Raw genomic sequence first — 19,950 nt, forward strand, 5'->3', positions numbered from 1 at the left:
GAGTGCAAGGCGGCGTGTCCGGCGAGGTGCATCCATTCTCGAAGCTTGGCCTTGCCCCTGAAAAAATCAAAGTCCCCCTCAGTCAGCCATTCGGCTGACAGCTCCCCCAGCGGGGGAGCATCTACGTTTTTTCCAGATCCTTCCCATTGGGGGAGGTGGATCGGCGCGGAGCGCCGAGACGGAGGGGGCCTGCTGGCTGACAGCTCCCCCAGCGGGAGGGCATCTAGGCTTTGAGCAGCACCTTCCGCACCGCCCCGGTCAGTTGGGCCAGTTCGGCGTCTGTCGTGATGTAGGGCGGGGTCAGGTAGACGACCTTGCCCATGGGGCGGATCCAGCAGCCGTGCTCGGCGAAGGCCATGCAGAGCGGGCCGGTTTCCACCGGGTGGTCGAACTCGACGACGCCGATGGCGCCGAGGGTGCGGACATCGACGACGCCGGGGGCGGCGCGGCAGGGCTCGAGGCCCTTGGCCAGGGCGGCGTTGATGCGGGCGACGTCGGCCTTCCAGGTTCCGTTTTCGAAGAGGTCCAGGCTGGCGTTGGCTGCGGCGCAGGCGAGCGGATTGGCCATGTAGGTCGGGCCGTGCATCAGGGCCGCGCCGGCGTCGTCCGACCAGAAGGCTTCGAACACGTGGCTGCGGGCGATGGCCGCCGAGAGCGGCAGGGTGCCGCCGGTCAGCGCTTTCGACAGGGTTACGATGTCGGGCGTAACGCCCGAGCCGGAGCAGGCGAACAGGTCGCCGGTGCGGCCGAAGCCGACGAAGATCTCATCGAAGATCAGCAGCACGCCATGCTTGTCGCAGAGCCGGCGCAGGGTGCGCAGCACCTCGTCGCCGTGGAACAGCATGCCGCCGGCGCCCTGGACGCGCGGTTCGACGACCATGGCGGTGATCTCGGCGCCGCGCTCGGCCAGCAGGGCGTCCAGCGCGATTTCGGAGTCGGCGTCGAGCGGCAGCGGGGTGACGATCTGCGAGGGCATGACCCCGGCGAACAGGCTGTGCATGCCCTCTTCCGGATCGCAGATGGTCATCGTGGCCAGAGTGTCGCCGTGATAGCCGCCGGTGAAGCTGAGGAACCGGGTGCGGCCGGAGACGCCGCGATTGATCCAGAATTGCAGCGCCATCTTCATGGCGATCTCCACCGAGACCGAACCACTCTCGGCGAAGAACACGTGATCGAGGTCGCCGGGCAGCAGGGCCGCCAGGCGGCTGGCCAGGCGGTAGGCCGGCTCGTGCGCCAGGCCGCCGAACATCACGTGCGGAGCCAGGCCAAGCTGGCGGGTCACCGCCTCGCGGATGTGCGGGTGATTGTAGCCGTGGCAGGCGGTCCACCAGGAGGCGATGCCGTCGACCAGTTCGCGGCCGTCCTCGAGGATGATCCGTGCGCCGTCCGTGCGGGCCACGGCCAGCGGCGCCGGCGCGGTCTTCATCTGACAATAGGGGCGCCAGACGTTGCGGGCGCCTTGGGTCATCCAATCCGGTGTTGGGCAGTCCGGTGTCGGGAAAGTCATGACCGGCGGCTTTAAAGCACGGCTCGGCTCGTGCATACCGCGCGCCGTGACCGACAGCCTGACCGCCTTTGCGCAAGACAAGCTCGCCACGCTGGAGGCCAAGAGCCTCAAGCGCACCCTGATCCCGACGGCGCGCCTGGACGGCCTCTGGGTCGAGCGGCAGGGACGGCGGCTGCTGTCGTTCTCGTGCAACGACTATCTGAACCTCTCGCACCATCCCGCGGTGAAGGCTGCGGCCCTGGCGGCGGTGGAGACGCACGGCGTCGGCTCGGGCGCCTCGCGGCTGGTTACCGGCGACAATCCGATCTTCGCGCAGCTCGAGGCGCGGCTGGCGGCGCTGAAGGGCGCGGAGGCGGCCTGCGTGTTCGGCTCCGGCTACCTGGCCAATTCCGGGATCATCCCGACCTTCGTCGGCGAGGGCGACCTGATCCTGATCGATGATCTGGCCCATGCCTGCATCTGGTCGGGGGCGCAGCTGTCGCGGGCGCAGGTCGTGCCCTTCCGCCACAACGACGTGGCTGACCTGGCCGCCAAGCTGGCGGCGTTTCGCGGGCAGGCGGAGCGGGCGCTGATCGCCACCGACGGGGTCTTCTCGATGGACGGCGACGTGGCGCCGCTGGACGAGATTTCGGCGCAGGCGCAGGCGCACGACGCCTGGCTGCTGGTCGACGACGCCCACGGGCTGGGCGTGCTAGGCGAGGGGCGCGGCACGGCGGCGATGTTCCCGGGCGCCAAGATCGACCTGGCGATGGGCACCTTCTCCAAGGCGCTGGGCGGCTATGGCGCCTATGTCTGCGCCAGCGCCCCGGTGATCGACTTCATCAAGACCCGCACGCGCACGGTGGTCTACACGACCGGCCTGCCGCCGGCGAACGCCGCGGCGGCGCTGGCGGCGCTAGACGTGATCGCCGCCGAGCCCGAGCGGGTGGCCGCGGTTCTGGCCAAGGCGCGGCGCTTCACCCGGGCGCTGAACCTGCCCGAGGCGACCAGCGCGGTGGTGCCGATCGTGCTGGGCGAGGCGGAACGGACGCTGGCGGCGGCCACGGTGCTGGAGAAGCAAGGCTTCCTGGTGGTGGCGATCCGCCCGCCGACCGTGCCGGCCGGCACCGCGCGCCTGCGGGTGGCGTTCACGGCCGGGCATCCCGACGACGAGATCGACCGGCTGGCGGCGGCGGTGCGGCCGCTGATGGCCGCCTGATGCGCCAGCTGTTCGTGGCCGGCGCACATACCGACGTGGGCAAGACCTGGGCCGCCTGCGCGATCCTGCGGGCGGCGCGGGCCAAGGGGCTGAGCGTCGCGGCGCTGAAGCCGGTGGTCAGCGGCATCGACGAGGACGATTGGTCAGGCAGCGATCCCGGCCAGCTGCTGGCGGCGATGGGCCAGCCGCCGACCCGGGAGGCGCTCGACGCCATCGCGCCGTTGCGGTTCGCCGCGCCACTATCGCCGCCGATGGCCGCGCGGCTGGAAGGGCGCGAGCTGCTGGGCCGGGAGCTGGCCGAGTTCTGCCAGGACGGACTGACGGCGTCGGACACCGACCTGATGCTGGTCGAGGGCGCGGGCGGGGTGATGTCGCCGATGGCGGAGGACGCCACCTGCCTGGACCTGATGCTGGCGCTGGGCCTGCCCTGCGTGCTGGTCGGCGGCACCTATCTCGGCGCGATCAGCCACACCCTGACCGCCATCGAGACCCTGCGCGGACGGGGGGTCGCCATCGAGGCGGTGGTGATCAGCCAGAGCGGGGATCCCGAGGCGCCGGACTTCGCCCAGAGCGTCGAGAGCGTCGCGAGGTTCGCCGGCGGCGTGGCAGTGATCGCCGCCGCGCGGGGCGACGAGACCTGGGCGGCCGCGCTGGTCTAGGCGTAGGCTTCCTCGGTCTCGCGGCGGCGCTGGGCGTGGGCGAGCACCGCCATGCCGACCACGACCGACAGGATCGAGCCGGCGATGACCCCGATCCGCACCTCGGTCTGGAGGAGGGCGTCGTCGGGGTCGAAGGCGAGACCGCCGATGTACAGGCTCATGGTGAAGCCGACCCCGCAGAGCAGCGAGACGCCGTAGAGCTCCAGCCACTTGGTCCCGGTCGGGCGGCGGGCCAGCTTCAGGCCGATGGCCAGGGCCGAAAGCCCGAACACGCCGATCTGCTTGCCGAGGAACAGGCCGAGCGCGATGCCCAGCGGGACCGGCGAGAGCAGCGAGCTGAGCGGCACGCCCTCGAACGAGAAGCCGGCGGCGGCGAAGGCGAACAGCGGCAGGATCAGGAAGGCCACATAGGGGTGCAGGCTCTCCATGAAGTGCTTGAGCGGCCCTTCGTGGCCCGGCTTGCGCGGGTCGATGGGGATGGTCATGGCGGCGGCGACCCCGGCGATCGAGGTGTTGACCCCGCTTTTCAGGCAGAAGGCCCAGGCCAGGGCGAAGCACGCCGCATAGAACAGGTAGGGCGCGCTTTTCCATTGCGACATCAGGGCCATCAGGCCGATGGCCGCGGCGGCGCCGCCCAGCGCGTAGAGGTTGATGTCGGTGGTGAAGAGGACGGCGATCAGGGCCACGGCGCCGAGATCGTCGGCGATGGCCAGGGTCAGCAGGAAGATCCGCAGGGCGGGGGGCAGCCGGCTGCCGACCACCGCCAGGGCTGCGAGCGCGAAGGCGATGTCGGTGGCGGTCGGGGTCGGCCAGCCCTGCGGCGCGCCGTTCGGCCCGGCGTTGATCAGCAGGTAGACCGCGGCCGGCGCCACCATTCCGCCGATCGCGGCCAGGACGGGCAGGGCGAGGCGGCGTGGATTGGACAGCTCGCCGCGCAGGATCTCGTGTTTGATCTCCAGCCCGACCACGAAGAAGAACACCGCCATCAGGCCGTCCTTGATCCACTTGTAGACCGGCTTGACCTCGTGGAAGGCGCCGATCTGGATCGGGATCTCGTGCTTGATGAAAGCGAAGTAGTGGTGCGACCAGGGGGAGTTGGCGAGGATCACCGCCAGCAGCGCCGCCGCGGTCAGGATCACGCCCGAAGCCGTCTCGGTCTTCAGGAAATCGAGGGTCAGTCTGCGCGCCATGGCTCCGGTTAGCATGGGCGGCGCGCGCTGAGCACGTCAATCGAGCGTTGCTGGCGGGCTTGTGATCGACCGGCGATCGCCGCTTGTCGGCGCCGCGCGCCTGGGCCATCTGGAGACATGCCCGTCTCGCCCGACTACCGCCCAGAGCCGCACATCCAGGAGCTGGGGGGCGAATTCGCCGATCCGGTGGCGGCGGCGGACTTCCCGATGACCCTGCTGCGGTTCCGCAACGACCGGGCGGCGGGGAGCGTCGGACTGGCCAATCTGTCCGACGAGGAATGGATCGCCCACTTCGGCCGCTTCCAACCGTTGCCGGGCCAGCCCGACCAGCCGCTGGCCTTACGCTATCACGGCCACCAGTTTCGCGTTTACAACCCCGACCTCGGCGACGGGCGCGGCTTCACCTTCGCGCAGATGCGCGAGGCGGGCGCCGGCCGGCTGCTGGAGCTGGGCACCAAGGGCTCGGGCCAGACGCCCTGGTCGCGGGCCGGGGATGGCCGCCTGACCCTGAAGGGCGGGGTGCGCGAGGTGCTGGCCACCGCCATGCTGGAGGCGCTGGGCGTGCCGACCTCGCGCTCGTTCTCGCTGATCGAGACCGGCGAGCAGCTGACCCGCGGCGACGAGCCGAGCCCGACCCGCTCCTCGGTGCTGGTGCGGCTGTCGCATAGCCACATCCGCTTCGGGACCTTCCAGCGGCAGGCGTTCTTCGAGAACGCCGAGGCGCTCGGCCGGCTGGTCGACCATGTGGTCGAGCTCTACTACCCGGAGCTGGACAATGCGCCGGACAAGGGCGCGGCGCTGCTGGAGGCGGTGACGGCGCGCGCGGCGCGGCTGACGGCGCGCTGGATGGCCGCGGGCTTCGTGCACGGGGTGCTGAACACCGACAACATGAACATTACCGGCGAGAGCTTCGACTACGGGCCCTACCGCTTCCTGCCGCACAACGACCCGAACTTCACCGCCGCCTATTTCGACAGCGCCGGGCTCTACAGTTTCGGCCGCCAGCCGGAGAGCGTGTTCTGGAACCTGCAGCAGCTGGCCGGCTGCCTGGCGCAGGTGAGCGACCAGGAGGCGCTGGTCGCCGCGCTCAACGGCTTCGGGCCGGCCTATCGGGGCGAACTGGCGGCGGCGATGCTGAGCCGGCTGGGCCTGCGGCGGGCGGACCCCGAGGCCGAGGTCGCCTTCGTCAACGCCACGTTCCGGGCCATTGCGGAGGGCGGCGATCGCCTGCGCTGGGAGCCGTTCTTCTTCGACTGGTTCTGCGGCGACGAGGCCCGGGCTCTGGCCAGTCCGCGGGCCGACATCTACGCCAGCGAGGCGTTCGAGACGTTCCGCACGCTGCACAAGGCGATGAAGCCGCAGCGGCCGGAACGGCTCACCGATCCGTACTTTGCGCGCGCCGAGCCGGAGGAGCTGCTGATCGACGAGATCGAGGCGATCTGGACGGCCATCGCCGAGCGCGACGACTGGACCGCCTTCCACGCCAAGCTGGCGGCGATCGACACGGCGCGAACGGCCTACGACCTGAGCTGAAGGCGGTAGGGGCAATAGTTCCTCCCCTCTTGGGGGAGGTGGATCGCCGCACAGCGGCGAGACGGAGGGGGTTCGGCGTGAGTCAAAGTCCCCCGCAGTCAGCCATGCGGCTGACAGCTCCCCCAGAGGGGGAGCAACTAAGTCTTTGCCTTGCCCTGGCGCGGCGCGGCCTGCGCCGCCTCAGCCAAAACCCAGCTCCTGGCGAAGCTGCTGCGGGGTGACCGCGCGCGCGCGCAGGTCGCGAAGGGTCTCGGCGTGGTCGCGCTTGGCGTAGCGCTTGCCGTCAGGTCCGGTGAGCAGCCGGTGGTGGCGATAGATCGGGGTGGGCAGGTCGAGCAGGGCCTGCAACAGGCGCTGCACGTGGGTGGCTTCGAACAGGTCGGCGCCGCGGATCACGTGGGTCACGCCCTGCAGGGCGTCGTCGATCACCACGGCCAGGTGGTAGGCGACGCCGACATCCTTGCGCGAGAGCACCACGTCGCCGCCGGAGAGGGCCGGGTCGGCGGGGATCGTCCCGTGCTCGCCGTTCGGGCCGGCGCCTTCCTCGACGAAGCTCAAGCCACGTCCGGCCAGCGCCTGTTCGGCGGCGTCGAGCGACAGGCGCCAGGCGAAGGGATCGCCGGCGGCGAGGCGGGCGGCCTCCTCCTCGGCAGGCAGCGGACCGCTGCGGAACGGCTCGACCGCGCCGTGCGGCGCGCTGGCGGCGGCCTGCGCCATCTCCTTGCGGGTTCTGAAGCAGCGATAGGTGAGGTGGTCGGCGGTGAGGGCGGCCAGCGCGGCCTGATAGTCGTCGAGACGCTCTGACTGGCGGCGGACCGGCGTCTCCCACTCCAGGCCCAGCCAGGCCAGGTCCTCGTAGATCGCTGCCTCGAACTCCGGGCGGCTGCGGGTGATGTCGATGTCTTCGATGCGCAGGATGAAGCGGCCGCCGGCGGCGCGCGCGGCCTCATAGGCGGTCAGGGCCGAGAACGCGTGGCCGCGGTGCAGGTAGCCGGTCGGCGAGGGGGCGAAGCGGGTGACGATCACCCGGTCAGCTTTTAGTCGTGCCCGCGCCCGGCGAAAATGCCCATGTGTTCGAACACCCCGCGCAGGAAGGCGTCGTCGCCGCCCAGCGAGTCCTTCAGATGGTCGAACTGCTTGAAGGCGAACATCTCGGCCAGGCCATGGGCCGCGCACCAGGCGGCGGTGGTGGCCAGTTCCAGTTCCTGTTCGTCCATCGGGCCGCCGCCCGCCTCGATGAGGGTGTCGCGGACCTGGCAATAGGCGCTGTCGTTGGCGGCGTGGACGTGATCGGGCAGGCTCTCCTTGTCGCGCGAGCAATCGTACATCACGCGGTAGAGCGCCGGGTTGTCGCGGGCGAAGCGGACGTAGGCGACGCCGAGCGAGGTCAGCTTGCCGCGCACGGAGGTCTGGCTGGCGCGGGCGGCCGTCATCTGCTCGTTGAGCAGATCCCAGCCCTCGTGCGCCACGGCGTCGAGCAGTTCGCCCTTGTCCTTGAAGTGGTGATAGGGGGCGGCCGGGCTGACCCCGGCTTCGCGGGCCACGGCGCGCAGCGACAGCGCGGTCGGGCCTTCGGTCTCGAGCAGCCGGCGGGCGGCGTCGATCAGCGCGCGGCGTAGATCGCCGTGGTGATAAGGCCGGGCTTCGGCGGCTGTAGCTTCTCTCATGGCGTTCACTCTAAATCTGAATCTAGACGCCGTAAAGATCATCTTGACGCCGTTCAGATCACTGTTATCTTAGCACCGTTCAAATAAGACATGCCCTCGCTCCCCCGAGGGCCAAACTTGAAAGGTGTGTGTTATGTCTCTCGCTCGTTTGACCCATTTCGAACGGCTCTTCGACCGTTTCGCTCCCGTCGTCCTGATCGCGCTGAGCATCAGCCTGGCGGCCGCCACGGTCGCCGTCGGCGCGTAACAGCCGACGCAATTTCAGTTCTGAAGGGGGCCGGGTTCGGCCCCCTTTTTTGTTCCCGAAGCGGCCCATGCATTTCCGCATGACTTACATTGTAAAATTTATCTGTACATCGCTTAGATGGGTGGCTATCTAAGCATTGTCCAGATGGAGCGGCGAGGTGTCGCACCGGACAAAGCCAAAGGAATTCAAATCATGTCTGCCCTGACCCAACTCGGCCGCTTCTTCGACGCCACCGTCGCCGTCGCGTTTGTCTTCATCAGCCTGAGCCTGGCTGGCGCCACCGCCGTCGTGGGCGCCTAGTGCTCAAAGAGCGCGCCCGTCCGGGCCCCACCGCCGCCCGGACGGGACGCCGAGCTTCATTTCATGGAGCTGTCTTAGAATCTGACCTATAATTCCCAGGCTACGGGAATTCCCCTTGCGGGCGATTCGCCGAGCGTTCGGATCGCGAAAGGGGGCCTGTCTTCAGTCTCTACGCGTACGACATAGGAGCTTTTGAGCTCCCCCGGAGGGCCGACCATGCAGGTGCTTAACCACCCGCCGTCCGGCTGGCCCTGCCTTGTGCTGAACGCCGACTTCCGTCCGCTCAGCTACTATCCGCTGTCCCTCTGGCCGTGGCAGGAGGTGATCAAGGCGGTGTTCCTCGACCGCGTCGACGTGGTCTCGACCTACGACCAGGAAGTCCATTCGCCATCGTTCGCGATGCGCCTGCCGAGCGTCGTGTCGCTCAAGCACTATGTGCCGCAGGACCGGCCGCCGGCCTTCACCCGCTTCAATCTGTTCCTGCGCGACGCCTTCACCTGCCAGTACTGCTCGGTGAGCGACGACCTGACCTTCGACCATGTGGTGCCGCGTTCGCGCGGCGGCCGCACGACCTGGGAAAACATCGTCACCGCCTGCGCGCGCTGCAATCTGATGAAGGGCGGGCGCACGCCGCACGAGGCGCACATGCACCCGTTCCACAAGCCACGGCGGCCCAGCGCCCACGAGCTGCAGGAGCGCGGCCGCAAGTTCCCGCCGCACCACCTGCACAAGAGCTGGCTCGACTACCTCTACTGGGACATCGAGCTGGAGGCCTAGGGCCTCAGCAGAGGGTGACGGAAACCGCCAGCCCGCCTTCCGAGGTTTCCTTGTACTTCGAGTTCATCTCCTTGGCGGTCAGCGCCATGGCGGTCACGGTGCTGTCGAAGTCCATCCGGCGGTTCACCGGGACCTCGTTCGCGGCGATCAGGTAGCCTGTCCAGGATTTCACCGCACCAAAGGCGCAGCGCTCGATGCAGGGGATCTGAACGAAGCCGGCCACCGGATCGCAGGTCATGCCCAGGTGATGCTCGAGCGCGCCCTCAGCGGCATTGGCCGCCACCTGAGGCGGCTCGCCATATGCCTCCGCGATGGCCGCTGCGCCCATGGCCGAGGCCACGCCGATTTCCGCCTGGCACCCGCCTTCGGCGGCCGACAGCGTGGCGTTGTGCTTGCACAGGTAGCCGATCACCGCGGCGGTCATCAGGCCCTCGCGGATCTTGTCTTCCGGCAGCTTCGCGCCGTCCGGCCCGAGGGAGACGATGACCGATGGCATGACGCCGGCCGAGCCGCCGGTGGGCGCGGTGATCACCAGGTGGCCGCGGGCGTTCTCCTCCGATCCCGCCAACGCGTAGGCTGAGACGAGGCCGATCGCCTTGCGCGCGACCCCCTCCTGCAATTGGGCGCTCTCGTAGACGTCGTGCGCCTTGGTCTTGAGCTTTATCGGCCCCGGCAGGGTCGAGGTCGGCGCCGCCAGGCCGGTCTTCACCGTCGCGCGCATCGCGCCCAGAATCTTGTCGCAGAAGGCGTTGATCTCCGCCTCGCTCTTGCCCGAGACGGCGATCTCGTTGGCCATGGCCAGCTGGGCGATGGAGATCTTGTCCCGCTTGCAGTAGTCGAGGACTTCCTTGACCGTCTGATAGGGGTACTTGGGCGCGCCCTTCTTGGGCGGAATGTAGCCCTTCCATTCGATGAAGCCGCCGCCGACGGAGTAGTACTCTTGCTCCAGCAGCACCTTGTCCCCGCCCATCAGCCTGCAGGTCATGGTGTTGGGGTGCGGGAAATCGCCCTTCGGGGCGTCGTAGACGACGTCCTTCAGCGAGACGTTGAAGGACGAGGTTCCCAGCTTCATGGGAAACACCTGGTTCGGATTGGCCGCCAAGCCGTCCAGGAAGGCGGGATCGACGGTGGCCGGCTCCTTGCCGACGAGACCGGCCAGCGACGCGCGCTCGGTCCCATGGCCCTTGCCGGTGGCGCTCAGGCTGCCGAACAGGTTCACCTTCATCGCGGTGGCCTGGGCCAGGACGTCCGCAGGCAGCTTGGTGCAGCGCTGATAGAAGTCGTAGGTGATCCGCATCGGTCCGATCGTGTGCGACGAGGAGGGACCGGGCCCGACCTTGTAGAACTCGTCTATCGTGGTGATGACGGGGCCCTTGGACCTGGCGACGACGTTCAGCTTCGGATCGAGCGTCACTGCGGTCCCGGCCGCTGGCGCCTTGGCGGGCGTCTTGCTGATGTCGGCCGGCTTGCAGCCGGTGAGCGCCGCAATGGCCAAGGCGAGACTGCTTCGCATCATGAAAGCGCGCCGGTCCGAGCCAGGTGGCGGCTCGGAAAAGTCCAGCGAGGGAACGATGCCCTGGTCTGCTGGGTCGATGCAGTCGAGCGAGGGAACGATCTGGCCTGTCGTGTCGATGTTCATCGAATCTGTCCCTGACGGAGCGGGCGGCCGGTCCTGACCGCAGTTGTGTCGCCATCGCAGAGGTGTCGTCGCGACGCGCCCACGGTGGAATCTTGGCGCCGCCGGCTCGAGCCGGGTATCGGGTATAATACCCGGCGCCCTGGGGGGGCGACCCGCACAATACGGGGCCTGGAGGGGCGCGCAGCCTTCAGCTGAGGCCTTACGCGGCAGCGCCTCAGGCCTTCACCGGATATGCGGTATGGGGGCTGCGGCTACTGTAAGGCCGGACCCGTGCTGACCGGGCAGCCCTAAGTCATGGCCGTGGTGCAAGAGCTTTCCATCCCGCTGTTCGCGAGTTTGCTGACGCTGATCCCGTTGGCGGCGGCGCATGCCGCGCCGGTTCCGCAGGCGGTCGCTGACATCCTCGACGCCGCGGCGGACGACCCGAGCACCCTGAAGGCGGTGGCGAAGGCGGCCAAGAAGGCCAATCCAGACGCCGCCGCCGAGATCGACGCGCAGGTGGCGGCGCTGACGGCGCAGGTGAAGGTCGAAAAGGCCGAGCAGGTCGCCAGCCAGGGGTTCTTCAGCGGATGGACCGGCAAGGGCGAGGTCGGCGGATCGATCTCAACCGGCAACACCGAGGACTATGGCGTCACCGCTGCGGTCCAGCTCGAAAGGAAGTCTCTGAAGTGGGAGCACGACGTCAATCTCTCGGTCAACTTCAAGAGCGAGGACGATAAGACGACGACGGACCGCTACTTCGCGACCTACGGGATCATCCGAAACCTCGGCCCGCGCCTCTATGCCGGCGGCATACTTTGGGCCGAGCGCGACCGCTTTGCGGGCCACAACTACCGCTTCTCGGAAGGCGTCGGCCTGGGCTACCGGCTGATCAAGGCGCCCAACCTCACGCTGAACGTCGAGGCCGGTCCCGCGCTGCGCCAGTCCGACTATGTGGTGACGGGGTTCGAAGCGACGGTGGCGGCGCGACTGGCGGGCTATCTGAAGTGGCAGCCCACGCCGCGCCTGGAATTCAGCCAGAGCCTGGTGACCTATCTCGACACGATAAATTCGACGGTGCTGGCCACGACGGCGCTGACGACCAAGCTGGAGGGGAATCTCTCGGCTCGGGCTTCCTACGAACTGCGCCACGAGCAGGATCCGCCGCAGGGCCGTGAGAACACCGACACCACAACGCGGGCGACGATCCTCTACAATTTCTAGTTCGGCCGAGCGCCCTTCGCGGCTAGCCGGCGGCCTTCGGCTCCAGTTCCCAGGTTGCAGCGATGCGGTCCAGTTCCGCGTCGGAAATCGGCGGACGGAGCAGGCGCCACGCCTGACGCAGCAGGGCCTGACCGCCCGGTTGGGTGGCGCAGGCCAGGGCGACCGAAAGGACGAAGACCGTCGACCGGAGCTGCTGAAGCTCAAGTTCCGGATCGTTCGGAAGATGCACCTGCAAATTCTCCGCCCCATGCTGAAGGTGGCGGGGTTGGTCGGGCATCCGACATACCCGGGTCAAGATTTATGTCGGAAACGCCGATATTCGGCGGCTGCCAGAGCCCCGAACCGGAGCGCTGGTTTTGATCGAGGCGGAACTCTGCGCAGCGACGATGGTTGGCTGTGCGGAGGAAGCCATGGCCCAGGCCCGAAACACGCAGACGCGGTCGACGGACGAGGCGCAGCCGCGGCCCCGCTCGCGGCTGGAAGGACATCGGGCATTGCTGTGGATCGTCGCCCTGGCGCTGGCGGTGTTCGTGGTGGTGTTCCTGACCAGTCCTAAGGAAACCGCGGATCCGGTGACGGGCGCGCCGCCGGGAGAAGTCCCAGCGGCGCAGCGCTGACGCCTATTTCCTGGCCGGCAGGACCTGCATGGCCACCATCTCGCGGACCTTGCGGCTGATGCCGTAGAGCACGCCGCTGTCGCTCTCGTCCCAGTCGATGGCCTGGCCTTCGGTGGCCACCCCGATGGTGTCGAGGTGGTCGAGCACCGCGCCGCCCTGGGTCGGCAGGGCCAGGACGTAGAGTTCCGGGTGGTCGTGGCCGGTGATGTAGAGCTTGCCGTCCGGCCCCCAGCCGCCGCCCGAGGAGCTCATCGGCTTGATACGGTCGAGGACGGACTGCGGGAAGCTCCAGCTCTGCGTCTGGCGCCACTCGTCGTCGAAGCGGACCAGGACCGTGTTGCGGTGGTCGCGCGGGGCCTCGCCGCCCTTGCCGTCATAGTTGGCGAAGGCCGCCCACCAGGCGCCGTCCTTGCGGTCGATCCAGGTGATCGAGCCGCCCCCCTGGCCGAGGGCGACAGTGCGCAGGTGGGTCATGGTGGCAGGGTCGAAGAACTCGACCGCGCTCCAGTGCGGGACCGACGGGAAGTTGGAGCTGGCGCAGACCAGTTCCTTGCCGATCACCGCGCAGGAGTTGATGTGCGGATAGCGGGCCGGATCGCCCTTCCACTCGGCGAGCTTGGCGCCGGTCTTCTTGTCGTACTTGGCGATGGTGGAGTTGGCGACGGCGTAGACGTGCCGGGCGTCCACCGCCACGCCCTGGCGCGCTTCCGGGGCCGGATGGCGGCGCAGGACCTCGGCCGTGCGCGACGGCGCGGGCGCAGGCGCTGGCTCCTCCTGGGCGCAGGCCGCGATGGGAGCCGAGGCGACAAGCGCCCCGGCGAGGATCAGCGAGCGGATCATGGCTGTCGCTCCCTAGAAGTTCACCGCCGCGCCGATCCAGTAGGTGCGGCCGTAGTTGGCCCACTCCTGCAGATAGCGGCGGCCGGGGCCGGTGACTTCCTGGCGGCCGGTGTTGGAGAGGTTCTGCCCTTCCGCGAAGACGGTCAGGTAATCGGTGAAGCGCAAGGAGACGCTGGCGTCGAACACGTGGCGGCCCTTCCAGTACTGGTCGGAATTGGGGTTGGCGTCGTTGATCGTCTCCAGCTGGCCGCCGATGTAGTTGTGCGAGACCCGGCCTTCGAACGGGCCGCGCTGGTAGTAGATCGACTCGTTGGTGGTGATCTCCGGCTGCTGGAACAGGCCGGTGACGCGCGGCCCGGCCGAGGTCAGGAAGGTGAACTCGGTGTCCAGCCAGGTGACGTTGCCGTTGAAGCCGAAGCCGTCGAAGGGCGCGGGCAGGAAGGTGAAGGCCTGCTGCACCGCGAACTCCACGCCGTTGATCTTGGCGCTTTGCGCGTTGCGCGGGGTGGAGATCAGCACGCTCTCGGGGCCGCGGCCGACGTCGAGGGTCTCGGTCGAGGACAGGGTGAAGATCTCGTTCTCGATGTCCTTGGTGAACAAGGCCAGCGAGATCATGCCGTCGGTCGGATAGTACTCGAACGACACGTCGAAGCCGCGGCTTTCGCGCGCCTTCAGGCCCGGATTGCCGCGCGACAGGGTCGGTTGGCTGCCGTCGAAGCTGAGGTTCTCGGTGGCGGCCAGCGAGCCGTAGTCCGGGCGGCCGATGGTGTTGGTCCAGGCGGCGCGGACGATGATGTCGTCGGTCGGCTTCCACTCCAGGTGCAGGCTGGGCAGCCAATTGCCGTAGGACCCGGAATTGCTGACCGGGGTCAGCGCGCCGGCGGTCGAGCGCACCGCGTCGGACTCCACCTCGGTCTGCTCGTAGCGAAGGCCGCCGAGCAGGGTGAAGTCGCCCCAGCTGTAGCTGGCCTGGGCGTAGGCGGCGTAGATGTCCTCCTGGACCTCGTAGTCGCCGGTCGGGGCGGTGACGGTGGTGGTGAAGCGGCTGCGGTTGGCGTTGAAGAAGGCCATGGCTTCGGCCGCGCCGATGCGCGGGTTCACCAGGTAGCGGTCGGCGATCAGCTCGGTCGGGCCGGGCACGTCGACCTCGGCCAGGGTGTAGACGAAGCCCGAGCCGGCTCGATAGTTGATCTGGCTGGAGTTGTACTCGCGCTTGGTCGAGCGCAGCAGGCCGCCGAACTTGGCCTTCAGGTTTTCGCCCTGGTCGTAGGCCAGGTCGAAGCGGGCCTGGCCGGTCTTCTCGTCCGTCTCGGTCAGGGCGTCGCGGTGCTGTTGCAGCAGGTAGTTGGCCGGGTTGCGCATGGCCGCGTCATTGACCGGGGTGAACGCCGGGAACAGCGGGTTGGTGGTGTCATAGTTGAACGCGTAGTTGGCGCCCTGGGCGTCGACGGTGCGGAACTCGACCGAGTGGTTGGGGACTTCCAGCCCGGCCTGGGAGTAGACGAGGTCGCCGCTGAGCGTCCATTGCGGGGCGAAGCTCCACTCGAACTCGCTGCGGGCCAGGCCGATCTCGCGCTTGGTGATCGGCTGGTTCAGCTGGATGACGCCGCGGCCGCGGGCGAAGAAGCCGCTGGTCGGGGTTTGGCTGGCGACATTGCCGAGCGGCTCGATGCGGAACTCGATGCGCTCCTCGTCGTCTTCCATCTTGGCGAACAGGCCGGCGGCTTCCCAGCGGAAGGTGTCGGTGGGGTGGTACTCGATCTTGGCGTTCACGCCGCTGCGCTGCTTGGTGTTGTTGTACCAGAACAGCCGGCTGTAGGTCGGCACCTGGATGCCGTTGCCGGTCGGCGCGCCCGAGGCCACCGGCGCGCCGGCGGCGGTGTATTCGCGCACCGAGGGGTCCTGCGACTCCACCTGCGGGATGTCGTAGTCGAGCTGCTCGTGCGAGGCGCCGATCACCACGCCCCACTGGTCCTGGTCGCCGAAGGTCGTGCCGGTGGCGAAGGCCAGGCGGTAGGACGGCTTGTCGTTGCGCACGCCGCCGCTGCGCTCGTAATCGCCGTAGGAGGCCATGCCGTTGAAGAACGGGCGGCCCATGTCGAAGGCGCTGCGGGTGGTGACGTTGATGACGCCGCCAATTGCGTTGCCGTCATGCTCAGGGGTGACGGTCTTGATGACTTCCAGGCGGCCGGCCATCACCGAGGGGACGATGTCCATCGGCACGGTGCGGCCGCTCTCGTCGACCGAGGCGACCAGCGCGCCGTCGATGGTGGTGCGGTTGTAGGTGGAGCGCAGGCCGCGGATCACCGGGAAACGCGGCTCGCCTTGGTCTTCCATCACCGAGATGCCGGGGATGCGGCGCAGGGCGGCGGCGGTGTTGTGGTCCGGGAGCTTGCCGATGTCGTCGGCGGAGACCACGTCGGCGACCACGAAGGCCTCGCGCTTCACGGCGATGGCGGCGCGTTGGGCTTCGCGCTGGCCGGTGACGATGAACTCCTCGACCGCCGCGTCGCCAGCGCCGGCGTCGTCGACCTGGGCGAAGGCTGGAGCGGTCAGCGCGGTGCTGGCCAGCAGAAAGGCGACGCCGCCGGCGACTTTAGGAAGATAGGACATATGTACCCCCGAACTGAGAAAAGCGGGCGGAGCACTAGGGAGCGCGCACGACAGTGCGGTGACGCTTGGGTGAACCGATTGCGAAACCGGGAGAGCGTGACAGCTTCAGGGGGCGGGGTTAGATCAAGAAGAAGGCGCCGCTCGCCAAGATCGCCTGCAGGGCGACGATGGTCAGCAGCCGGCTAGCGAACGGCTGCTTGCGGGTCTTGTGGCGGAACGCCTGCTGGGCGGCGACTGCGCCGACCGATCCGCCAATCGCCGCCAGGGTCAGCAGGGTGCTCTCCGGGATCCGGCGCTGGCCGCGGCGGGCGCGGTCCTTGTCCCAGCCCATGGCGAGGAAGGCGGCCAGATTGACCGCCAGCAGAAGGACGAGCGGCAGGTTCAATCCGGGGTCTGAGCCTCGCGCCACATGGCCCACATCTGCGGGGCGTCAGGCTTGGCCTTCAGCACCTCGACCACCTCGAAGCCGTGCCGACGATAGAGCGGCACGTTGGCCTCGTTGGAGGATTCCAGATAGGCGGGCAGCCCCTGGGCGTCGACGCGGGCCAGGCCGTGGGCCAGCAGCCGCGATCCGACGCCGAGCCCCTGCGCTTCGGGCCGGACGCCCAGGAACCAGAGATAGGCGTGGGGCGGGCTCTTGGGATGGTGGCTGTCCATCATCGAGCGCATGGCCGACATCCGGCCCAGACGCGCGAAGCCGGTGGCCTGCAGGATGGTCGGCAGCACCCGCAGTTCCTGCAGGAACGGGGCCGGGCCGAGGCTCTCGGACGGCAGCCAGATCGAGGCCGCGCCGCCTGTGGCCGGGCGGAAGATCTCCCCGTCGGCCAGGCCCATGGCGATCAGCAGGTGAAACAGCTTCAGCCGCGCGGAGTCGTGCCGGGCGTCGGCGCGCAGGAACCAGTTGAACACCGGGTCGGTGGAGAAGGAGGCCGAGAGGTCGTTCGCCACCTGCGCCGCATCGTCCGCTCCGGCCAGGACCGGGGTCTCGGCGGCTCGGCGCAGCGCGGTGATCTCGTCCTTCGTCACAGCTTTTCACTGATCTTGATGGCGGCGCGGCAGCCCGCGCGGATCACCGCGGCCAGGACCGGGTAGCCTGGCGCTTCCTGCGCGCCCTCGCTGAGCGCGTGGTCGCGGTGGGCGAGCTCCTCGTCGCGGAATTTGGAGAGCTCGGCCGCCAGCTCCGGATCGCGGCCCTCGAGCTCGGCGATCTGGCCGGCATAGTGCTTCTCGATCACGTCCTCGACCGCCTCGGTGCAAGCGTGGGCCGCCTTCTCGCCCAGCAGGGCGGTGCCGGCGCCCAGGGCGAAGCCGGCGACGCGCCAGAGCGGCGCCATAGCCGTCGGCCGAACCTTGCCCTCATTCAGCAACTTGTCGAAGCGAGCCAGATGGACGGCCTCGTGGCCCTCCATCTCGGTGAGGTCGGCGGTGATCTTCTCGCGGCCCTTGGCCTGGGCGAAGACGGCGCGCTGGCCGCGATAGATGTGCACGGCGCCCAGTTCGCCGGCGTGGTCGACGCGCAGGATCTCGGCCAGACGCGCGCTCATGGCGCCGACGCCGGGTCGGGGCGGGATCGGTTTGCCGGTCATGACGCCTTCCTTTTCTCGTGGCGGATCGCCAGCAGGCTGAGGATGGTCAGCTTCAGCGAGATCAGCGCGTTCCACCCGGCCATGGAGAGGCCCAGGAACACCCAAGCGGCCTCGTCGCAGGCCGGCGGCCGGATCTTGGCGCCTTCCAGAAGGTCGGCCATCTGCGCCGCGCTGACGCCGCCGCCACCGCCGCCGCAGGCGGTAGGGCCGGGCCAGAACTTCCACTCGGCGCCGGCGTGATAGACCGCCAGGGCGACCCCGGCCGCGAAGATCAGGGCCAGGACGGCGTCGAAAACCCAGCGCCAGCGCTGGCCGCCGCGCATGCGCACGACGAACATGCCGACCAGGGCGACCCCGGCCGCGGTCCAATAGATCTCACGGGCGCGCAGGCAGAGCATGCAGGGCGCCAGGCCGCCGAATGTCTGGAAGCCGTGAGCGATGGCCAGCATCAACAGCGAGGAGATCAGCGCCCACAGGCGCCAGCGCTCGAGGAAGGGGCGAAGGAACGCACTCATCGACGGGGATATGACCTCAAAAGCTTCGCCATCCCAAGAGGGTTAGGTCAGCAGCTTGAACACGACCACCAGGGCCACGAGGGCGAGGATGGCCAGCGTGCCATAGAGCGCCATCCGCTTCTCGAACTCGGCCAGCATGGCGGGGCCGAAGTACTTGAGGATCGCGGCGACCGCGAAGAAGCGCAGGCCGCGGGTCAGGATCGAGGCCCAGATGAAGGTGACCAGCGAGAACTGGGCCAGGCCTGCGGTGATCGTCACCAGCTTGTAGGGGATCGGGGTCGCGCCCTTGATCAGGATGACCCACAGCCCCCAGTCGGCGAACCACTTCTCGAACGCCGCCTTGCCGTCGGGGTGGCCCATCAGGCTCAGCAGCCACATGCCGACCGGTTCGAGATAGAAGCCGATCGCATAGCCGAGCAGGCCGCCGACCACCGAGGCGGCCGTGCAGATGCCGGCATAGACGAAGGCGCGGTCGGGCCTGGCCAGCACCATCGGCGCCAGCATCACGTCGGGCGGGATTGGGAAGAACGAACTCTCGGCGAAGGACACGGCCGCCAGGCCGACTGGGGCGTGGCGCGAGCCGGCCAGTCCCATGACCCAGTCGTACATTTTGCGAAACATGATGATCCGGCTTGAGGCTGCTGAAAGCCTAGCTAGCAGGCGAGACGGCGCTTGTCTCCGCTCGCCCTCTGAGGCAATGCCATGCGCGTGAACCGGCCCCCGCCGGGACATGCTTCTAAGAATTCCGCCTAGCTCGCCCAAACCTTTCAAGGAGGGACGATGCGCGTCCTCACTCTTGCCGCTGCGATCGTGTTGCTTATGACCAATCAAGTTCAAGCCGCCCCCAAATGGGCCATCGTCGTGCATGGCGGCGCCGGGGTGATCGAGCGCAGCCAGCTGACGCCTGAGCAGGAAAAAGCCTATCGCGCGGCCATGACCAAGGTGACAGAGGTCGGCGCCGAGGTGCTGAAGGACGGCGGCACGGCGCTGGACGCCATCGAGGCGACGATCCACCTGCTGGAGGACGATCCGCTGTTCAACGCCGGCCGCGGCGCGGTCTTTACCGCCGAGGGCCGCAACGAGCTGGATTCGGCGATCATGGACGGCAAGACCCTGGCCGCCGGCGCGGTGGCCGGCGTCACCCGCACGCGCCACCCGATCTCACTGGCCCGCGCGGTGATGGAGAAGTCGCCGCACGTCATGATGATCGGGACTGGGGCCGACGCCTTCTCCAAGAGCCAGGGGCTGGAGCAGGTCGACCCGAGCTATTTCTACACCGAGCGGCGTTGGAAGAGCCTCGAGAACTTCCTGAAGGCCAACAACCTGCCGATCCCGGCCAAGCCGGCCGGCTCCGACCAGCCCGACCCGGCCAACGGCCTGGCCCACGACGAGGGCAAGCACGGCACTGTCGGCGTCGTCGCCCTGGACAGCCACGGCAACGTCGCGGCCGGCACCTCCACCGGCGGCATGACCGGCAAGCGCTGGGGCCGGGTCGGCGACTCGCCGATCATCGGCGCTGGCACCTACGCCTCCAACAGCTCCTGCGCGGTTTCGGCGACGGGCTCGGGCGAGTACTTCATCCGCCTGACGGTGGCGCGCGACGTCTGCGCCCTGGTCGAGCTGAAGGGCATGAGCCTGCAGGCCGCCGCCGACGAGGTGGTGCAGAAGAAGCTGACCGCGCTGGGCGGCGACGGCGGCATCATCGCCGTGGCGCCTGACGGCCAGATCGCCTGGAGCTACAACACTTCGGGCATGTACCGGGCCAGCGCAGCCGAAGGCCGGCCGGTGACGGTGGGCATCTACAAGGACGAACCGTAGGAACTTTTCCTCCCCCATTCATGGGGGAGGGGGACCGCGAA

At 68.5% G+C, this 19,950-nt stretch carries 19 protein-coding genes and 1 pseudogene; 7 read left to right on the top strand and 13 right to left on the bottom strand.

The genetic code is table 11. The annotated features are described in order from the left end of the window. Nucleotides 1–223: 223 nt before the first annotated feature. Complete coding sequence (locus AC1DQJ_RS14285) at nucleotides 224–1,507, bottom strand: adenosylmethionine--8-amino-7-oxononanoate transaminase (RefSeq protein WP_477604387.1); 1,284 nt, start codon at nucleotides 1,505–1,507, stop codon at nucleotides 224–226. Here AC1DQJ_RS14285 and bioF point away from each other — a divergent pair. After that, nucleotides 1,506–2,705 (top strand): 8-amino-7-oxononanoate synthase, encoded by a 1,200-nt coding sequence (gene bioF / locus AC1DQJ_RS14290; protein ID WP_477604389.1) that lies wholly within the window; start codon nucleotides 1,506–1,508, stop codon nucleotides 2,703–2,705. The genes AC1DQJ_RS14285 and bioF overlap by 2 nt on opposite strands. Further along, nucleotides 2,705–3,364 carry a dethiobiotin synthase gene (bioD, locus tag AC1DQJ_RS14295; protein ID WP_477604391.1) on the top strand — a complete coding sequence of 220 codons (660 nt, stop codon included), beginning with the start codon at nucleotides 2,705–2,707 and terminating at the stop codon, nucleotides 3,362–3,364. Before bioF ends, bioD begins: the two co-directional genes overlap by 1 nt. Here the strand turns inward: bioD and nhaA are convergent. Next, a complete protein-coding gene (nhaA, locus tag AC1DQJ_RS14300) occupies nucleotides 3,361–4,554 on the bottom strand; it encodes a Na+/H+ antiporter NhaA (RefSeq protein ID WP_477604393.1) in 1,194 nt (397 codons plus the stop codon). The genes bioD and nhaA overlap by 4 nt on opposite strands. A gap of 117 nt (nucleotides 4,555–4,671) precedes the next feature. Between nhaA and AC1DQJ_RS14305 the strand changes: the two genes are divergently transcribed. Continuing rightward, the gene (locus AC1DQJ_RS14305; protein ID WP_477604395.1) at nucleotides 4,672–6,087 is read left to right on the top strand and encodes a protein adenylyltransferase SelO; all 1,416 of its coding nucleotides are present in this window, start codon (nucleotides 4,672–4,674) and stop codon (nucleotides 6,085–6,087) included. Nucleotides 6,088–6,267: 180 nt separating this feature from the next. On the opposite strand, the gene gluQRS is transcribed toward AC1DQJ_RS14305, so the two are convergent. Both gluQRS and AC1DQJ_RS14315 read right to left on the bottom strand, forming a co-directional pair. Beyond that, nucleotides 6,268–7,113 (bottom strand): tRNA glutamyl-Q(34) synthetase GluQRS, encoded by an 846-nt coding sequence (gene gluQRS, locus AC1DQJ_RS14310; protein ID WP_477604397.1) that lies wholly within the window; start codon nucleotides 7,111–7,113, stop codon nucleotides 6,268–6,270. Nucleotides 7,114–7,124: 11 nt separating this feature from the next. Then, nucleotides 7,125–7,754 (bottom strand): TetR/AcrR family transcriptional regulator, encoded by a 630-nt coding sequence (locus tag AC1DQJ_RS14315; RefSeq protein ID WP_477604399.1) that lies wholly within the window; start codon nucleotides 7,752–7,754, stop codon nucleotides 7,125–7,127. Nucleotides 7,755–8,517: 763 nt separating this feature from the next. Here AC1DQJ_RS14315 and AC1DQJ_RS14320 point away from each other — a divergent pair. Further along, nucleotides 8,518–9,078 (top strand): HNH endonuclease, encoded by a 561-nt coding sequence (locus tag AC1DQJ_RS14320; RefSeq protein WP_477604401.1) that lies wholly within the window; start codon nucleotides 8,518–8,520, stop codon nucleotides 9,076–9,078. 4 nt (nucleotides 9,079–9,082) lie between these two features. Here AC1DQJ_RS14320 and AC1DQJ_RS14325 read toward each other — a convergent pair whose 3' ends face one another. Beyond that, nucleotides 9,083–10,717 carry an L-serine ammonia-lyase gene (locus tag AC1DQJ_RS14325; RefSeq protein WP_477604403.1) on the bottom strand — a complete coding sequence of 545 codons (1,635 nt, stop codon included), beginning with the start codon at nucleotides 10,715–10,717 and terminating at the stop codon, nucleotides 9,083–9,085. 294 nt (nucleotides 10,718–11,011) lie between these two features. Between AC1DQJ_RS14325 and AC1DQJ_RS14330 the strand changes: the two genes are divergently transcribed. After that, nucleotides 11,012–11,920 (top strand): DUF481 domain-containing protein, encoded by a 909-nt coding sequence (locus tag AC1DQJ_RS14330; RefSeq protein ID WP_477604405.1) that lies wholly within the window; start codon nucleotides 11,012–11,014, stop codon nucleotides 11,918–11,920. A gap of 22 nt (nucleotides 11,921–11,942) precedes the next feature. Here AC1DQJ_RS14330 and AC1DQJ_RS14335 read toward each other — a convergent pair whose 3' ends face one another. Beyond that, nucleotides 11,943–12,149, bottom strand: coding sequence for a hypothetical protein (locus tag AC1DQJ_RS14335; RefSeq protein ID WP_477604407.1), 207 nt, complete (start codon nucleotides 12,147–12,149; stop codon nucleotides 11,943–11,945). Between the two features lie 181 nt (nucleotides 12,150–12,330). On the opposite strand from AC1DQJ_RS14335, the gene AC1DQJ_RS14340 reads away from it, so the two are divergent. Beyond that, nucleotides 12,331–12,537, top strand: coding sequence for a hypothetical protein (locus tag AC1DQJ_RS14340; RefSeq protein WP_477604409.1), 207 nt, complete (start codon nucleotides 12,331–12,333; stop codon nucleotides 12,535–12,537). 3 nt (nucleotides 12,538–12,540) lie between these two features. Here AC1DQJ_RS14340 and AC1DQJ_RS14345 read toward each other — a convergent pair whose 3' ends face one another. The 7 genes and pseudogenes from AC1DQJ_RS14345 to AC1DQJ_RS14375 form a co-directional block, all read right to left on the bottom strand. Beyond that, complete coding sequence (locus AC1DQJ_RS14345) at nucleotides 12,541–13,377, bottom strand: YncE family protein (protein WP_477604411.1); 837 nt, start codon at nucleotides 13,375–13,377, stop codon at nucleotides 12,541–12,543. A gap of 12 nt (nucleotides 13,378–13,389) precedes the next feature. After that, nucleotides 13,390–15,951, bottom strand: a pseudogene (locus AC1DQJ_RS14350) (TonB-dependent receptor); the annotation flags it as partial. Nucleotides 15,952–16,108: 157 nt separating this feature from the next. Then, the gene (locus AC1DQJ_RS14355) at nucleotides 16,109–16,375 is read right to left on the bottom strand and encodes a DUF1294 domain-containing protein (protein WP_477604413.1); all 267 of its coding nucleotides are present in this window, start codon (nucleotides 16,373–16,375) and stop codon (nucleotides 16,109–16,111) included. Further along, on the bottom strand, nucleotides 16,372–17,016 hold the full coding sequence (locus AC1DQJ_RS14360; protein WP_477604415.1) for a GNAT family N-acetyltransferase: 645 nt from the start codon (nucleotides 17,014–17,016) through the stop codon (nucleotides 16,372–16,374). Before AC1DQJ_RS14360 ends, AC1DQJ_RS14355 begins: the two co-directional genes overlap by 4 nt. Beyond that, nucleotides 17,013–17,576, bottom strand: coding sequence for a demethoxyubiquinone hydroxylase family protein (locus AC1DQJ_RS14365; protein ID WP_477604417.1), 564 nt, complete (start codon nucleotides 17,574–17,576; stop codon nucleotides 17,013–17,015). The genes AC1DQJ_RS14360 and AC1DQJ_RS14365 overlap by 4 nt, the downstream gene beginning before the upstream one ends. Beyond that, nucleotides 17,573–18,091, bottom strand: a complete 519-nt coding sequence (locus AC1DQJ_RS14370; protein WP_477604419.1) for a disulfide bond formation protein B — start codon at nucleotides 18,089–18,091, stop codon at nucleotides 17,573–17,575. The genes AC1DQJ_RS14365 and AC1DQJ_RS14370 overlap by 4 nt, the downstream gene beginning before the upstream one ends. A 42-nt stretch (nucleotides 18,092–18,133) precedes the next feature. Then, on the bottom strand, nucleotides 18,134–18,712 hold the full coding sequence (locus AC1DQJ_RS14375) for a YqaA family protein (protein WP_477604421.1): 579 nt from the start codon (nucleotides 18,710–18,712) through the stop codon (nucleotides 18,134–18,136). Between the two features lie 159 nt (nucleotides 18,713–18,871). Between AC1DQJ_RS14375 and AC1DQJ_RS14380 the strand changes: the two genes are divergently transcribed. Further along, a complete protein-coding gene (locus tag AC1DQJ_RS14380; RefSeq protein WP_477604423.1) occupies nucleotides 18,872–19,909 on the top strand; it encodes an isoaspartyl peptidase/L-asparaginase family protein in 1,038 nt (345 codons plus the stop codon). Nucleotides 19,910–19,950 lie beyond the last annotated feature (41 nt).

The organism is Phenylobacterium sp. P4_E10, from assembly GCF_056401675.1.

Excerpts from the sequence above, each read along its gene's own strand:
- bioF (WP_477604389.1), top strand. The coding sequence starts at position 1,506 with ATGACCGGCGGCTTTAAAGCACGGCTCGGCTCGTGCATACCGCGCGCC.
- AC1DQJ_RS14285 (WP_477604387.1), bottom strand. The coding sequence starts at position 1,507 with ATGACTTTCCCGACACCGGACTGCCCAACACCGGATTGGATGACCCAA.
- bioD (WP_477604391.1), top strand. The coding sequence starts at position 2,705 with ATGCGCCAGCTGTTCGTGGCCGGCGCACATACCGACGTGGGCAAGACC.
- nhaA (WP_477604393.1), bottom strand. The coding sequence starts at position 4,554 with ATGGCGCGCAGACTGACCCTCGATTTCCTGAAGACCGAGACGGCTTCG.
- AC1DQJ_RS14305 (WP_477604395.1), top strand. The coding sequence starts at position 4,672 with ATGCCCGTCTCGCCCGACTACCGCCCAGAGCCGCACATCCAGGAGCTG.
- AC1DQJ_RS14315 (WP_477604399.1), bottom strand. The coding sequence starts at position 7,754 with ATGAGAGAAGCTACAGCCGCCGAAGCCCGGCCTTATCACCACGGCGAT.
- AC1DQJ_RS14320 (WP_477604401.1), top strand. The coding sequence starts at position 8,518 with ATGCAGGTGCTTAACCACCCGCCGTCCGGCTGGCCCTGCCTTGTGCTG.
- AC1DQJ_RS14325 (WP_477604403.1), bottom strand. The coding sequence starts at position 10,717 with ATGAACATCGACACGACAGGCCAGATCGTTCCCTCGCTCGACTGCATC.
- AC1DQJ_RS14330 (WP_477604405.1), top strand. The coding sequence starts at position 11,012 with ATGGCCGTGGTGCAAGAGCTTTCCATCCCGCTGTTCGCGAGTTTGCTG.
- AC1DQJ_RS14340 (WP_477604409.1), top strand. The coding sequence starts at position 12,331 with ATGGCCCAGGCCCGAAACACGCAGACGCGGTCGACGGACGAGGCGCAG.
- AC1DQJ_RS14345 (WP_477604411.1), bottom strand. The coding sequence starts at position 13,377 with ATGATCCGCTCGCTGATCCTCGCCGGGGCGCTTGTCGCCTCGGCTCCC.
- AC1DQJ_RS14365 (WP_477604417.1), bottom strand. The coding sequence starts at position 17,576 with ATGACCGGCAAACCGATCCCGCCCCGACCCGGCGTCGGCGCCATGAGC.
- AC1DQJ_RS14370 (WP_477604419.1), bottom strand. The coding sequence starts at position 18,091 with ATGAGTGCGTTCCTTCGCCCCTTCCTCGAGCGCTGGCGCCTGTGGGCG.
- AC1DQJ_RS14375 (WP_477604421.1), bottom strand. The coding sequence starts at position 18,712 with ATGTTTCGCAAAATGTACGACTGGGTCATGGGACTGGCCGGCTCGCGC.
- AC1DQJ_RS14380 (WP_477604423.1), top strand. The coding sequence starts at position 18,872 with ATGCGCGTCCTCACTCTTGCCGCTGCGATCGTGTTGCTTATGACCAAT.